The 13,507-nt window shown below is 72.3% G+C and carries 14 protein-coding genes; 5 read left to right on the top strand and 9 right to left on the bottom strand.

Annotated elements, in window-relative coordinates; genetic code table 11:
- Nucleotides 1–203: 203 nt before the first annotated feature.
- Both CIB93_RS39060 and CIB93_RS24195 read right to left on the bottom strand, forming a co-directional pair.
- Entirely contained in the window at nucleotides 204–335 is a 132-nt protein-coding gene (locus tag CIB93_RS39060; RefSeq protein WP_257002333.1) for a hypothetical protein, read from the bottom strand.
- A gap of 52 nt (nucleotides 336–387) precedes the next feature.
- Nucleotides 388–1,128 carry a DNA alkylation repair protein gene (locus CIB93_RS24195; protein ID WP_096629770.1) on the bottom strand — a complete coding sequence of 247 codons (741 nt, stop codon included), beginning with the start codon at nucleotides 1,126–1,128 and terminating at the stop codon, nucleotides 388–390.
- 22 nt (nucleotides 1,129–1,150) lie between these two features.
- Between CIB93_RS24195 and CIB93_RS24190 the strand changes: the two genes are divergently transcribed.
- Complete coding sequence (locus CIB93_RS24190; RefSeq protein WP_096629768.1) at nucleotides 1,151–1,873, top strand: TVP38/TMEM64 family protein; 723 nt, start codon at nucleotides 1,151–1,153, stop codon at nucleotides 1,871–1,873.
- Nucleotides 1,874–2,058: 185 nt separating this feature from the next.
- A complete protein-coding gene (locus CIB93_RS24185) occupies nucleotides 2,059–2,931 on the top strand; it encodes an undecaprenyl-diphosphate phosphatase (protein WP_096629767.1) in 873 nt (290 codons plus the stop codon).
- 141 nt (nucleotides 2,932–3,072) lie between these two features.
- Here CIB93_RS24185 and CIB93_RS24180 read toward each other — a convergent pair whose 3' ends face one another.
- Together CIB93_RS24180 and CIB93_RS24175 are read right to left on the bottom strand one after the other, a co-directional pair.
- Complete coding sequence (locus CIB93_RS24180; RefSeq protein WP_096629784.1) at nucleotides 3,073–3,630, bottom strand: AAA family ATPase; 558 nt, start codon at nucleotides 3,628–3,630, stop codon at nucleotides 3,073–3,075.
- Nucleotides 3,631–3,651: 21 nt separating this feature from the next.
- Complete coding sequence (locus CIB93_RS24175; protein ID WP_096629765.1) at nucleotides 3,652–7,791, bottom strand: bifunctional nitrate reductase/sulfite reductase flavoprotein subunit alpha; 4,140 nt, start codon at nucleotides 7,789–7,791, stop codon at nucleotides 3,652–3,654.
- A 316-nt stretch (nucleotides 7,792–8,107) separates the two neighbouring features.
- On the opposite strand from CIB93_RS24175, the gene CIB93_RS24170 reads away from it, so the two are divergent.
- Nucleotides 8,108–8,341, top strand: coding sequence for a hypothetical protein (locus CIB93_RS24170; protein ID WP_096629764.1), 234 nt, complete (start codon nucleotides 8,108–8,110; stop codon nucleotides 8,339–8,341).
- A 29-nt stretch (nucleotides 8,342–8,370) separates the two neighbouring features.
- Here the strand turns inward: CIB93_RS24170 and CIB93_RS24165 are convergent, their stop codons facing one another.
- The 3 genes from CIB93_RS24165 to CIB93_RS24155 are packed head-to-tail and all read right to left on the bottom strand — an operon-like array spanning nucleotide 8,371 to nucleotide 10,016.
- Nucleotides 8,371–8,985 carry a DUF4865 family protein gene (locus tag CIB93_RS24165; RefSeq protein ID WP_096629762.1) on the bottom strand — a complete coding sequence of 205 codons (615 nt, stop codon included), beginning with the start codon at nucleotides 8,983–8,985 and terminating at the stop codon, nucleotides 8,371–8,373.
- 28 nt (nucleotides 8,986–9,013) lie between these two features.
- Nucleotides 9,014–9,424: a cupin domain-containing protein gene (locus CIB93_RS24160; protein ID WP_096629760.1), complete on the bottom strand. Its 411-nt coding sequence runs from the start codon at nucleotides 9,422–9,424 to the stop codon at nucleotides 9,014–9,016.
- Nucleotides 9,425–9,440: 16 nt separating this feature from the next.
- Nucleotides 9,441–10,016, bottom strand: a complete 576-nt coding sequence (locus tag CIB93_RS24155) for a TetR/AcrR family transcriptional regulator (protein WP_096629783.1) — start codon at nucleotides 10,014–10,016, stop codon at nucleotides 9,441–9,443.
- 301 nt (nucleotides 10,017–10,317) lie between these two features.
- Here CIB93_RS24155 and CIB93_RS38460 point away from each other — a divergent pair, with 301 nt between their 5' ends.
- Entirely contained in the window at nucleotides 10,318–10,545 is a 228-nt protein-coding gene (locus CIB93_RS38460) for a recombinase family protein (RefSeq protein WP_257002332.1), read from the top strand.
- A gap of 315 nt (nucleotides 10,546–10,860) precedes the next feature.
- On the opposite strand, the gene CIB93_RS24145 is transcribed toward CIB93_RS38460, so the two are convergent.
- Entirely contained in the window at nucleotides 10,861–11,463 is a 603-nt protein-coding gene (locus tag CIB93_RS24145) for a sigma-70 family RNA polymerase sigma factor (protein WP_096629781.1), read from the bottom strand.
- Between the two features lie 273 nt (nucleotides 11,464–11,736).
- Nucleotides 11,737–12,408, bottom strand: coding sequence for a hypothetical protein (locus CIB93_RS24140; RefSeq protein WP_096629780.1), 672 nt, complete (start codon nucleotides 12,406–12,408; stop codon nucleotides 11,737–11,739).
- A 194-nt stretch (nucleotides 12,409–12,602) separates the two neighbouring features.
- Between CIB93_RS24140 and CIB93_RS24135 the strand changes: the two genes are divergently transcribed.
- Complete coding sequence (locus tag CIB93_RS24135) at nucleotides 12,603–13,469, top strand: universal stress protein (RefSeq protein ID WP_096629759.1); 867 nt, start codon at nucleotides 12,603–12,605, stop codon at nucleotides 13,467–13,469.
- The last annotated feature ends 38 nt before the right edge of the window (nucleotides 13,470–13,507 follow it).

Genomic DNA, 13,507 nt, shown 5'->3' with positions numbered 1-13,507 from the left:
GCTGGCCCTCGCACGCCGACGCCTCAACGTCCTGTGGGCGATGATCCGTGACGGAGAGTGCTTTCATGCTTCACCTCCCGTCACGGGAGCGGCTTGACAACACGATTGGGAAGTTCCTTTGAGAACGCGAAGCTGATGAAGAGAAGACCCCAGGGCCCCGCCGACCCTCCCCTTGCGGGGTCCGCCGGACTGTCGGGGGAGGGTCAGCTTCGGGCGCCGCCGATGGGCGCCGCGGCAGCGGTGAACGCTGCTGCCAGGACTGCTGCTGCGTTCACGGCAGCCTTCGGCGCGTCCGCGACTGCGGACTGCGCTGCGAGGAAGGCGTACCGGAACATGCCCCTGATCATGTCGGGGAACGGCCGCCGCGTCGAACGGTTTTCGGCCGCCTCAGAGATGCTTGAGCGCCTCACGCACGGACAGCGGTGACAGCCGGTCCCGGGCGCCCTCGACGAAGGCCCGTACGGCGGTGGGATCGGTCTTGGCGTACTCCCGCAGGGCCCAGCCGATCGCCTTGCGGATGAAGAAGTCCGGGTGGTCCGCGCGTCGCAGGCAGTGGTCGAAGAGCCGTTCGGCATCGGTGGCCGACTTGTAGCGCAGCTGGTGCAGCAGGGCGGTCCTGGCCACCCAGAGGTCGTCGTCGATCCAGCGGTCCATCTCCCGGCCGAGCGCCGGATCGGCGGCGACCAGCGACCCCGCGACATACGCGGCGAGCAGATCGACCGTGTCCCACCAGGGGACGGTGGAGACGAGGTGGTGCAGGACGGGCAGGAATCCGGAGGAGCACCGGCCCGCGTGGCGGCGCAGGTAGTCGACGGCGAAGTAGTGGTATTCGCGCTCGGGCAGCCGCCAGCAGCGCAGGGCGACCGCCGTGCAGTCCCGCTCGTCCGGCCGCCCGGTGCCCGCCAGCACGGCCCGCGACAGGGCCCGGCGCTCGGGGGTGGGAATCCCGAGGAACGGCGCGACGTGCTTCATGTACGCGGCGGCCGCCTGGGCCCGTACGGGGTCGGCGGCCGGGGCGTACGCGGCGGTCAGCCGTTCCAGCACGGCGTCGGCGAGCGGGCTGTCCGGCGGTACGAGGGCGGGGCGGGCGGCGGCGTTCACGCGACGCACATTACGGCGATCACACATCGTTTTCGGTTACCCTCCCGGAATGTTCGACCCCGTCCCCGCTGCCCGGCCCGCCGAGGGTCCGGCCCTGCGGCTCTCCAGGGCGCTGCTCTCGCCGTGGTCCCGGTTCTCGTTGCTCGTCGTGGTCCTGCTCGGAGCCGCCTCGACGATGCTGCTGTTCGAGCCACAGCGGCTGCTGGCGTCGGGGTGGCCGCCCCAGCTGACCGGCAGCGCGGCGGCGATGCTCTTCGGGCTGGCGTACGGGGCGCTGACGGTGGCGTTCGTGCCGCGTCCGCTGCTCAACCTCGCCGCCGGGGCGCTCTTCGGTACCCAGACGGGTCTGGCGGCGGCGCTGGCGGGCACGGTCCTGGGCGCGGGCGTCTCGTTCATGCTGGGCCGGGTGCTGGGCCAGGACGCGCTGCGCACGCTGCTGCGGGGGAAGCTGCTCACCGCGGCCGACGGGATGCTCAGCCGGCACGGCTTCCGCTCGGTGCTGGCCCTCCGCCTCTTCCCCGGCATCCCGTTCGCCGCCGCCAACTACTGTGCGGCGACCTCCCGCATGGGCTGTCCGCCCTTCCTCCTGGCCACCGGGCTCGGCTCCATCCCGAACACGGCGGCGTACGTGATAGCGGGCAGCGAGGCCGCTTCGCCGACCTCGCCCCTCTTCCTGGCCGCGACGGGCTTCATCGCGGTGTCGGCCCTCGGCGGGGCGCTGGTCGCCTGGCGCAAGCGCCACCGGCTCGGCCGGGGCACGGCGAAGGGCTGACCGGACAGCGACCGGGGCCGGTCGGCCCCGTTCACTTTCAGGCGATACGCTGCCCGCGACCGACCAAGGATCTCCCGGGGCCCGGGGCCCCTCTTCCGTGATGTCCTTGACCGCACGCCGCACGCCGCCGACGGGCCCCTTGCCCGTGGCCGATGCACGATCACCTCCGGGATGGCCAAAGCCCCATGAGCTGGTTCGAATCATTCGTCCTGGGACTCGTTCAGGGACTGACCGAGTTCCTGCCGATCTCCTCCAGCGCCCATCTGCGGCTGACGGCCGCGTTCGCCGGCTGGCAGGACCCGGGGGCGGCGTTCACCGCGATCTCCCAGATCGGCACGGAGGCGGCGGTGCTCATCTACTTCCGCAAGGACGTCGCGCGGATCGTGTCGGCGTGGTTCCGCTCACTGACCGACAAGGCGATGCGCTCCGACCACGACGCCCAGGTGGGGTGGCTGGTCATCGTGGGCTCGATCCCCATCGGGGTGCTGGGCCTCACGCTCAAGGACCACATCGAGGGGCCGTTCCGCGATCTGCGGCTGATCGCGACGACCCTGATCGTCATGGGAATCGTCCTCGGCATCGCCGACCGGCTGGCCGCACGCGACGAATCGGGCGGCAGGCACCGCGTGGTGAAGGAGCGCAAGACCCTCAAGGACCTCGGCGTCCGGGACGGCCTGATCTACGGCTGCTGCCAGGCGATGGCACTGGTCCCCGGGGTCTCCCGGTCGGGCGCGACGATCAGCGGTGGTCTGCTGATGGGCTACACCCGTGAGGCGGCGGCCCGCTACTCCTTCCTGCTGGCGATCCCCGCCGTGCTCGCCTCGGGCGCCTACGAGCTCAAGGACGTGGGCGAGGGGCACGTCTCCTGGGGCCCGACGATCTTCGCGACCCTGGTGGCGTTCTTCGTCGGATACGCCGTCATCGCGTGGTTCATGAAGTTCATCACCACCAAGTCCTTCATGCCGTTCGTCATCTACCGCATCATTCTCGGCATCGTCATCTTCGTCCTCGTCTCGGCGGGTGTACTGAGCCCGCACGCGGGTGAGTCGGCGGGCTGAGGACAGCCCTTGGTACACAGTCAGGTGTGCGTCCCGCCCGGGAGCAGCCGGGCGGGACGATCCAGCAGCGCAGCAGCCAGCAGCGCGGATAGATGTCACCACCGTAGGACGAGGGTCTGACAACGCGGTCGCGCCGACGGCTCAGGGGGTGACGAGCCCCGTCGCCGCCAGGACCGCGTCCACCGTCTCCGCCACCGTCAGCTCGGAGTTGTCGATCCGGACGCCCGCGTCGGCCACCTCGGCGCACATCGCCCTCTCCAGGAACGACCAGTCCGTCGTGAGCGCCTTGTCCCGGGCGAGGTTGCGCTCCCCCGCCTTCGCCGCGCCCGGGGTGAGCACCACGAAGTGCAGCGGCCCGAGGGCGATCCGCCGTCGGTAGAAGTCGAGGTGGGCCCGGCGTACGACCACGTCGTCGATGACCGGCAGAAAGCCCGCGGCGGCGAAACTGTCCGCCAGCAGGCAGGCGTTGCGGGCCCGGAGGAAGATCTGCCGGTCCGCCTCATCGTCCGGCTCCGGTGCGGGCCACCGGCCGCCGGAGACGATGAGGTCCTGGAGGGCGTCCACCTCGATGTGGGCCGAGGCGGCGAACCGGGCGGCGAGCGCGGCGGCCACCGTGCTCTTGCCGCTGCCGGGGATACCGCTCAGCAGGACCGCCCCCGGGGCCGGTTCCGCGTCCACCGGTACTTCCGTCCACCCCATGGCCACGCCCTTTCACCTCGGTCAGTACACGTCACGCACGTATCTGCGGTCCGAGGCCAGCTGCTTGACCTGGACCGCCGCCGCCTCGGGGTCGAGACCCCCGTGGGCGACCGCGATGTCGCGCAGGGCACGGTCGACGTCCTTGGCCATCCGGGAGGCATCACCGCAGACGTAGAAGTGGGCCCCCTCACGCAGCCAGGACCAGAGCTGGGCGCCGTGCTCACGCATCCGGTCCTGGACGTAGACCTTGGCCCGCTGGTCGCGGGAGAACGCGGTGTCCAGCCGGGTGAGCGTACCCGCTCGGCGCAGTGCGTCGAGTTCCTCACGGTAGTAGAAGTCGGTGGCCCGGTGCTGCTCGCCGAAGAACAGCCAGTTGGCACCGGAGTGCCCCAGCGCCCGGCGCTCCTCCAGGAAGCCCAGGAACGGGGCGACCCCGGTTCCGGGCCCCACCATGACCATCGGGGTGGCCGGGTCGGCGGGCGGGCGGAAGCGCTCGTTGCGCTGGACGAAGACCGGCACGGGACTGTCCGGCGCGGCGTCGGCGAGGAAGGTGGAGGCCACACCCTTGCGTGTCCGGCCGCGGTGGCTCTCGTAGCGGATCACGGAGACCGTCAGGCGCATCCGGTTAGGGTCGACGAGCGGGCTGGAGGCTATGGAGTACAGCCGCGGTCGCAGCGGTTTGAGCACGGCGGCCCACTCGGCGGCCGTGGCCCGGACGGGGTGCTCGGCGAGGACGTCGACGGCCTGCCTGCCCCATGTCCACCGGTCCCGCTCGCCCTTGTTGTCCGGGCGCAGCAGCTTCTTCAGGGTCCGGTCCCCGGTGTGGTCGGCGACCAGGCGCAACAGGTCCGGGGTGATGCGGGTGATGTCGAGGTGGCGGCGGAGGGCCTCGTCGAGCGCGACCTGGCCGTGGCCGGGGACGTCCACCCCGTCGGCGGGGTCCAGGCCGGTGGCGGCCAGCCATTCGGCGACCAGCTCGGGGCAGTTGAGCGGCTGCACTCCGAGGGCGTCCCCGGCCTCGTAGGTCAGCGGGCTGTCCCCGTGCCGGGTGTCGAGCGTGAACGCGCGGACCTCCTTCGTCGCGCCGGGCAGGCTCAGCAGCCGGTTCCCGGTGAGGAGGGCGGGGACGGGGACGGCGCGGGCGGGGACGGCCGGGGGCCGGGGTGCCGGGGCACGCCCGGCCGGGGCCGCGTTGGCCTCCAGCGCCTCCGTCGACTCCGTCGGCGCCTCAAGCGCGGCCCGGACCTCCTTGAGCCACTGGTCCACGGGCTGTTCGTAGTCGGGTTCGCAGTCGGTACGCGGGACCAGCCGCTCCGCGCCCAGCTCCCCGAACCGTTCGTCCAGGCGGCGGCCGTGGCCGCAGAAGTCGTCGTACGAGGAGTCCCCGAGCGCGAGAACGGCGTAGCGGACGCCCTCCAGGCGGGGGCTTTCGGGGGCGTTGAGCGACTCCCAGAAGCCGGAGCCGTTGTCGGGGGCGTCGCCGTCGCCGAAGGTGCTGGTGACGACGAGGAGATCGGCAGGGCGCGGCAGGGCCTCCGGCGTCCCCTCGTCCATGCCCAGGAGCGAGGTGCGGTGCCCCTCGGCGGCCAGGGTGCGCGCGGCCGAGGCGGCGACCTCCTCGGCGTTGCCGGTCTGCGAGGCCCAGAGCACCACGACGGGCCTGCCCTCGTCCCTGTCCGGGCCGGGTTCCGGGGGTGCGGTGGGCGCGGGCTCGGCGGCGGGGAGCCGGGAGTAGGTGCCCGCCAGCACCCCGTTGACCCACAGGGCGTGGTCCGGGGCGAACGGGGCGTGCTCGGGGAGCACCGGAGTGCCCGACGGCCGGTCGCCGAGGCCCGCCAGGAACCCGGCCAGATAGCGGCGTTCCGGGTCGGTGAGGACGGGCGGGGCGGTGTCCGCGAGCCCGAAGGCGGCCGTGAACGCGGGCCGTTGCCGCTCCTGGCCGTTCCGTGGCACCGCCGGGGCGGCCACCTTCGCCAGCCGTACCGCGCAGACCTTCAGTTCGGGCTGGAAGGAGATCGGGTCGACCGCGTCGTTGGTCACGGCGTTCACGCCGAGGTACTCCCCGAACAGGTCGTTCCAGTGGAACGGGGCGAAGCACTCCCCCGTCCGGACCCGGTCGGTGATCCGGGCCGGGAGCACCGCACGGCCGCGCCGCGAGGCGACCTCGACGCCGTCGCCCTCGGCCAGTCCGAGGGCGGCAGCGTCCTCCGGGTGGATCTCCACGAACGGGCCGGGGTCGAGCCGGTTCAGCTTGCCGATCTTCGCGGTCTTGGTCAGGGTGTGCCACTGGTGCTGGAGCCGCCCGGTGTTGAGGACGAACGGGAAGTCCTCGTCGGGCATTTCGGCCGGGGGCAGATGCGGGCGGGCGTGGAAGACGGCGCGGCCGCCGGGCAGCGGGAAGGCGAGCCTCGGCACGCTGCCGTCGGGCCGTACGGCCCGCTCCTGGCTCACGCCGTCGTTGAGGTACCGCACGGGGTTGCGGGCGGGGCCGTCGACCGCGGCGCTGGGCCACTGCACGGGGGTCTCGCGCAGCCGCTCGTACGTCACTCCGCGCAGGTCGTAGCCGGTGCGCGGGTTCCACGCCCGGGTGATCTCGGCGAAGATCTCCTCGGCGCTCGTGTAGCCGAAGGCATCCTCGTACCCCATGGCGCAGGCCACCGCCGCGATGATGCGCCAGTCCGGCCATGCCTCGCCCGGCGGATCGGTGGCGCGGCGGGAGAGGGTCAGCGTGCGCTCCGAGTTGATCATCACGCCCTCGGACTCGGCCCAGAGCGCGGCGGGCAGCACGACATCGGCGTACGCGTTGGTCTCGGTGTCGGCGAACACGTCCTGGGTCACGACGAATTCGGCGGCCTCCAGGCCCTCGATGACGGTCCTGCGGTTGGCGACCGAGGCGACCGGGTTGGTGCAGATGATCCAGCAGGCCTTGATCTCCCCCTCGGCCATCCGCCGGAACATGTCGACGGTGCCGCTGCCCGATCCGTCCGCGCGCAGCGTCCCGGGTTCCAGCCCCCACAGCTCCTCGGTGAAGGCCCGGTCATCGGCGTCGAGCACCGATCGCTGGCCGGGCAGTCCCGGGCCCATGTAGCCCATCTCGCGCCCGCCCATGGCGTTGGGCTGGCCGGTGAGCGAGAACGGGCCGCTGCCGGGGCGGCAGATGGCCCCGGTCGCCAGGTGGAGGTTGACGAGCGCGTTGGTGTTCCAGGTGCCGTGCGTGCTCTGGTTGAGCCCCATCGTCCAGCAGCTCATCCACTCGCCCGCCTCGCCGATCCAGCGGGCCGCCTGTCGGATGTCGGCCTCGGGGATGCCGGTGATGCCGGCCACGGTGGCGGGCGGGTAGTCGCGCAGGAAGGCGGGCATCGCCTCCCAGCCGTCGGTGTGCTCGGCGATGAACCCGGGGTCGGTGTGGCCGTTCTCGACGAGGAGGTGCAGCAGCCCGTTGAGGAGGGCCAGGTCGGTACCGGGGCGGATGCGCAGGTACAGGTCGGCCTTGGCGGCGGTGGCGTTGCGCCGGGGGTCGACGACGATCAGCTTCGCACCCGCCTTGACCCGCTCCATCATCCGCAGGAACAGGATCGGATGGCAGTCGGCCATGTTGGCCCCGGTGACGAGGAAGACGTCGGCGTGGGCGAAGTCCTCGTAGGAGCCGGGCGGCCCGTCCGCGCCCAGGGACAGTTTGTAGCCGCTGCCCGCACTCGCCATGCACAGACGGGAGTTGGACTCGATGGTGTTGGTCCCGATGAAGCCCTTGGCCAGCTTGTTGGCGAGGTACTGCGCCTCCAGCGTCATCTGGCCGGAGACGTAGAACGCCACCGCGTCCGGGCCGTGGGTGTCCAGCACGGACCGCAGCCGACGCGCGGTCTCCGCGATCGCGGCGTCCCGGCCGAGCGGGACGGGCTGCTCGCTGCGGTCGGCCCGGGTCAGGGCCGTGGTGAGCCGCCCCGGTGCGGCGAGCAGGTCCGCGCCGGTCGCTCCCTTGGTGCACAGCCGGCCGGCGTTCGACGGATGCTCCTTGTCCCCCGAGGCCTTCAGCACACCCCGGCGGCCGTCGGGGCCGGTGGCGATGTCCAGGACGATCCCGCAGCCGACACCGCAGTACGAGCAGACCGTACGCACCCGGTCGGTGGCGGGGGCGTACGGAGGCAGGGTCGGCACGGTCATGGGCGGGGCCCTTCGGGGGTCGGGCGTTCCCGGAGGGACGCGGGGTGGGCAGCGGGCACCCCCGAATCTAGGAAAGGCCCGTTACCCAGGGATGACACCGGGCGAACAACACCGGTTACGTCGCCTGCACACCGCCCCCGGACCCTCGGTGAGGCTCCCGGCGGCCGGGCCCGCGCGGGGCAGTCGTCGGCCACGGCCGGGGGCGGGCACTTCCGGCCGGGGCGGCCGACCACTGGAGAGACACCGGGGGCGGGAGAGCCACCCGGTGCCGGGCACGGCAGGAGAGACACCGGGCCCACGGGGCGCGGGCCCGGAGGTGGCGCGCGCGGATCGGGCAGCGGCGCGCGATGCTGCTGGCGTTGGTCGCGCCGCTCCGCCGCCGGCACACGCTCAGCGCCTCCCGGTCCGCCTCTCCCCGCTGAAGTTCAAGAACCCCAACGTCCTGGGCCGCTGCAGCTTCACCCCCTCCACCCCGCGCCAGGGCCTGCGTCCGCTGCGCGACCCGGACGCCCCCGAGCTGGACGAGGACGAGGACGAGGAGTTGGCGTAGCGGACGGCGGCGATCGCGGGGAGCAGGCGCTACCAGCCCTGTCCCTCCGGCAGGTCACCCAGGCCGGGGGCAGACAGGTGCAGCACCTCGTAGCGCTCGGTCGCCTCCTCGTCCGGCGCGGAGGAGTCCGCCCACACCACGAACCGCAGCAGCTGCCAATGGTGAGGGTCGACGGCCAGTGCAGCGGTGTGTACGCCGTCATGCCCGGAGAGCCGTCGAAGTTGTTCGACCTCCCGCTCGATCAGTGCGGACAGGCCCAGTCCGGTGCCGTCCAGGTCCGCGTCGGAAGGTATCGGGACGAGACGGCGCGAGGCTGCCTTGGGAGGTGCTGAGCGGGCGGGGCCGGCATGGCAGGCAATGCCGGCCCAATGCCGGGCGACGGGGCGGCCGAAGTCCCGAACGATGTTCTGGAATCCTCCGCCACCGACGAGGAAGTGAGCCATCTCACCGGTGTCGTTCCACAGGTAGAAGGGGGCGTACTGGTTGACCGGCGAGCCGTCGATGCCGCGTTCACGGATGACATACGCCTTCAGACCCAGTCCTGCCCGGTCGTCGAGGAACTGGCCGCCCTCGGCGACCCGCTTACGGATGATCTTCATGTCGTAGTCGGCGGGCAAGGTGATCTCGTACTGCTTTGCGTACACGGACGATACTGCCCTTCTTCGTGGGTAATCAGTGGGCGAGCAGGCCGGTGAGGTATTCGGCCTCGGTGACATGGGGGCCGCGTTCGGCTTCGGTGCCGTCCTCGGCGACTTCCTGGATGGCCAGATGCGTCATGAAGGTGCTGGGAGAGGCGCCGTGCCAATGCCACTCGCCCGGCGCGACGCGCACAGTGTCTCCGGCGCGAATGGTGTGCACCTCTCCGCCGCGGCACTGGACGAGCCCGGTCCCCTCGGTGACGTGCAGAACCTGGCCGAGGGGGTGGCGATGCCACGCGGTGCGGGCGCCCGGCGCGAAGTGAACGCTGTCAACCCGGAAGCGCGAGGGTTCCTCGGGCGCGGCGAGCTCCTCGACCCATGCCGCGCCGGAAACCCATTCGGGTGGTGCGACGGCGGTGGGCTGCGGCGTACGGGAGACACGCATGAAACGCAGGACCTCTCTACTCGTGGGTGGTGGAGATTTGTGCGGCCAGGAGGCCCAGCACCCCAGTGATCGCCTGGTCGAACGGCTGCACGGAGTCGGCAGCGCGAGCCAGGACGTAGCCGCCTTGCAGTACCGCGACGACAGCCGCCGCGGTCGCCCGCGGGTCCAGCGCGGCACCCAGTTCGCCGCGCTCGCGCCCCTCGGCCAGCAAGTCGGCAAGGCGTTCCCGCAGCCAGGCGAGGGTTTCGTCGACGGGGGCCCGCAGCGCAGGGTCGGCCACGACGTCCGGGTCCTGGGTAAGGCGCCCGATCGGGCAGCCCTTGAGGACGTCCCGCTCCCGGCGCAGGTACGCGGTGATGCGATCCACCGCGGTCCCCGGTGTGGAGAACTGCTCCTCGGCCCTGGCGCGCATCTCCTCGGCGGTGCGCCGGATCGCGGCGAGCGCCAAGTCCGGTTTTCCAGCGAAGTGGTGGTACATGCTTCCTTGCCCGGCGCCGGCCCGCTGCTGGATCGCCTTCGGGCTGGTGCCGGTGTAACCGCGTTCCCACAGCAGTTCGCGAGTGCTCTCGATAAGACGTTCCGCAGCGCTCATGCAAGCAGTGTACATACTCATAGGTACAGAAGATCCCGAACGCCTGGCAGCGCGAGAACCCGGGCTCATGACGGACCTCAAGCACCTTTCCGCCCACCGGGTCGAAGCCGATCTCGTCGAACGCCATCCGTGCCCGAGGTCCAAGGCGGCTCCCGGCTCGCCGTTCCGCTCGCGTTCCGCCGCGGTCGCGAGCGCATATCACACCGGACGCTTCACCAGAGTGCCGAAGCTCGCGAAGGAGCCGCGGGTGCAGACGCCGGCCGACCTCGGGCCCGGCCAGCCCTGACGCCCCGGGGCTCCGGTGCCCGCCGCGGTCGATCCGGACCTGCCGAGCGCTGACATCCGTATCGGCTACGCTCGTTGCTCGACGCTCGGGCAGGAGCTCGACTCGCAACTGGACGCACTCGCCAAGCACGGCATCGAGCGAGAAAAGATCTTCAGCGAGAAGATCAGCACCCGTATCAAGGTCCGCCCCGCCTTCGAGGAGGCCCAGGGCGTACCCCGAAGCCATCGAGGTGGCCCACGCTGACTTCGCCGCACTCCAGAACTCCGGCGTCCCCCCAACCTCGTCCGGACGCCACAACGCTCAGCTCATGACCATGATCAAGTGCTTGGCGTCAGTGGCTGTACCGATGTTCCCCAAGCCCGTTGACCTCCTCCACGGCCAGCCGCGCACACGTCTCGCACCCCGGCCCGAAGATCCCCGCCGGGCCCTGCATCGGATACACCAGTGCCACGATCGAGACCGATTCGTAGACGTCCGCGTCCGCGACCGTCCGCCGAGCGGCGTTTCACCTCGCGGCCGACCGCATCCGGGCCGCGAGGTGAGACGCCGGAACGCCGCCTATCCCACGCGTACGGGGTCGGCCGGTTCGGTGCGCCACTGCACGGCCAGTTCGCGGCGGGCGCGCGCCACACGGGAGCGCACCGTACCGATGGGGCATCCGGCGGCGGCCGCGGCGTCCTCGTAGGACAGCCCCAGCAACTGGGTCAGGACGAACGCCTGGCGCCGCGCCGGGTCCAGTCGCCGCAGGGCGTCCAGCACCGCCACGGACTCCTCGAACCCGGGCAGATGGCGGGGCTGGGCGCGTTCGGCCGCGGTCTGCCAGTCCGCGGTGTCGGCGGTACGGGGGCGCGCGGCGGCGGTGCGGTACCGGTCGACGACGACGCGCCGCGCGATGGACATCAGCCAGGTCCGGGCGCAGGAACGGCCCGCGAACCGGGCCAGCCCGCTCATCGCCCGCAGATACGTCTCCTGGGCCAGGTCGTCGGCGCCCGGGACGTCCGCGCTGAGGTAGGCGACGAACCGGCGGACGTCCTCGTAGGTCGCCCGGACGAACCGGTCGGCGGCCTCGCGGTCCCCGCCGCCCGCCGCCAGGGCCCAGTCGGTGATCTGGCCGTCGTTCTGCCGGGCGGCGGGGGCCCGGGGCGGGCGGGCGGCGGTCACCCGGATCACCGGGGGCCGCGCGGTGGGCACCCGGGCGGGAAGCCCGGGTGCCGGTGGTGCGGTGCGTCGCAGTGTGGGGGCAGAAAGTGTCACAGCAGCCCTTCGCTTCCTAGCGGAGCCCCGGCGGCCGGCAACGGCCTCCGGGTCCGGTCACCGGCCCCGGACGCCCTGGGGCGCCCCAGTGGACCGGCATGCCTGTCACGGGTGTGCGCGTCGCGCACACCCGTACCGCCTCCGGCCCGCAAGGGGCCGGAAGGGCGGATGGAGTTCAGGTCAGAGGAGGCGGAGGCGGTACGGGGGCCCTCGCCGGGAGAGGGTGTGCCGGGCGAGAAGGTCCCGGCGGCGCCCGGGCCTGCGGCAGGTGCGCCGCGGGGCGGGGTCCGCCGGGGTGAGCGGTGTCGCGGACCACAGGCGCAGGGCCGACCGCAGCGGGGCCCGTACGAACAGCACCAGGGAGCGGCCCAGCCGGGCGGCGGCGACCTCGCCGCGCCACAGCCACCAGCCGCAGATGAGCCCGGCGATCGCGTGGGCGGCGGCCATGCCCGTGGTGAACAGCGAGCCGTCGAAGGCCGCCAGAACCCCAATCAGGTCCGACGGGCCTCCGATCGACATGTCGTGGGCCGAGTGGCTCGTCGCGCCCGGCGGATGGTGGGAGCCGCCCATGCGGTTCGCACCGGCACCGGACGGCAGCCAGGAACCGGCGGCGCCGAGGAAACCGTGCAACCCCAACTGCCCCAAGGCGTGGGCCGCGACGGTCACCGGAGCGTTCCGCTCCCGTGCCGCGAGCCACCACCCCGCGCCGCCCACCGGCAGCAGCGCGGCGGCCTGGACGGAGAGAGGCAGGGGCGTGCCGGACATCAGCGCGTGGCCGAGCCCGGACACGGCGACGCACACCAAGGCGAACAGCGCGGTGCGCCCGAGTCGGAGTGCGGTTCCGGCTCCCATGGCGGCCATCGTGCCAGCACCACCCTCCCCGGCGAGAAGGGGGCCGTAGGCGACAAATGCCGGAGTTCGCCGTGTTTACCCCAGGAGCATCAGGTGTGATTCACATCACATGATGATGCCGGGAGCCTACCCCGCCCCGCACCCGACTGGTCCAACGACGGGAGGCGCGTACCCGCAGACGTACGCTCGGAGACATGACCACTACCGATCTTCCCGTGATCGCCGCCGTAGACGGTTCCACGCACAGCTGGCAGGCGCTCGACTGGGCCACGCACGAGGCCGCTCGGCGCCGGCTCCCCCTGCTGATCGTCCACGTCCGCCCGCTCACCCGGCAGGCCGACGAGGAGACCCGGCGGCGCGAGGCGGACGAGCTGCTGGCCGACGCCGTACGCCGGAGCGCGCGGACCGTTCCGGATCTGCGCCCCTCGACGCTTGCGCCTCTGGACTTCCCGTCGGCCGCGCTGGTCTCGCTCGGCCGGGACGCCTCGATGATCGTGATCGGCTCGCGAGGGCTCGGCGGCTTCCGGTCGCTGATGATCGGCTCCAACAGTCTCGCCACCGCATCGATGGCGAGCTGTCCGGTAGTCGTCGTGCAGGACGGCCGTCCTGAGGAGGACGACCAGCCCGGGGACCTGGAGGTCTTCACCGACATCGTGGCGGGGGTGGCCGCCGACGAGAGCAGCGAGGCGGTCCTGGAGTTCGCCTTCGCCACCGCGGCCTCCCGGCCGGACGCGCGGCTGCGGATCGTGCACGGCTGGACGATGTTCTCCTCGATGCTCGCGGGCGGTCCCGCCCTGGACCGGGAGGCGGCGGCGGGCTCGGCCGCGCGAACCCTGGCGGAGCTGACCTCGGGCTGGCACGAGAAGTACCCGCAGGTGGAGATCGTCCGGGAGCCGGTCAACGGCTCCGCCGCACGCACCCTGGTGACCGCGTCGGCGACCGCGGCGCTGACCGTGATCGGCCGCCGCAGGGGCGGCGAGTCGCTCGGGCTCGGGCTGTCCCCGGTGGCACAGACGACGCTCACGCACGCGCTCGGGCCGGTCACGGTCGTGCCCTGCTGAGCGGTGCCACCCCGGTGAGGCCGCCTTCCCGCCGCGGA

Origin of the sequence: Streptomyces sp. WZ.A104, from assembly GCF_002382885.1 — a bacterium.
In the GTDB taxonomy this organism is placed as follows: domain Bacteria; phylum Actinomycetota; class Actinomycetes; order Streptomycetales; family Streptomycetaceae; genus Streptomyces.
This window is presented reverse-complemented; position numbering and strand designations above follow the sequence as displayed.

Coding starts and splice junctions, on each gene's coding strand:
- CIB93_RS24185 (WP_096629767.1), top strand. CDS start 2,059: ATGAGCTGGTTCGAATCATTCGTCCTGGGACTCGTTCAGGGACTGACC.
- CIB93_RS24180 (WP_096629784.1), bottom strand. CDS start 3,630: ATGGGGTGGACGGAAGTACCGGTGGACGCGGAACCGGCCCCGGGGGCG.
- CIB93_RS24190 (WP_096629768.1), top strand. CDS start 1,151: ATGTTCGACCCCGTCCCCGCTGCCCGGCCCGCCGAGGGTCCGGCCCTG.
- CIB93_RS24195 (WP_096629770.1), bottom strand. CDS start 1,128: ATGTGTGATCGCCGTAATGTGCGTCGCGTGAACGCCGCCGCCCGCCCC.
- CIB93_RS39060 (WP_257002333.1), bottom strand. CDS start 335: ATGTTCCGGTACGCCTTCCTCGCAGCGCAGTCCGCAGTCGCGGACGCG.
- CIB93_RS24135 (WP_096629759.1), top strand. CDS start 12,603: ATGACCACTACCGATCTTCCCGTGATCGCCGCCGTAGACGGTTCCACG.
- CIB93_RS24140 (WP_096629780.1), bottom strand. CDS start 12,408: ATGGGAGCCGGAACCGCACTCCGACTCGGGCGCACCGCGCTGTTCGCC.
- CIB93_RS24155 (WP_096629783.1), bottom strand. CDS start 10,016: ATGAGCGCTGCGGAACGTCTTATCGAGAGCACTCGCGAACTGCTGTGG.
- CIB93_RS24160 (WP_096629760.1), bottom strand. CDS start 9,424: ATGCGTGTCTCCCGTACGCCGCAGCCCACCGCCGTCGCACCACCCGAA.
- CIB93_RS24175 (WP_096629765.1), bottom strand. CDS start 7,791: ATGACCGTGCCGACCCTGCCTCCGTACGCCCCCGCCACCGACCGGGTG.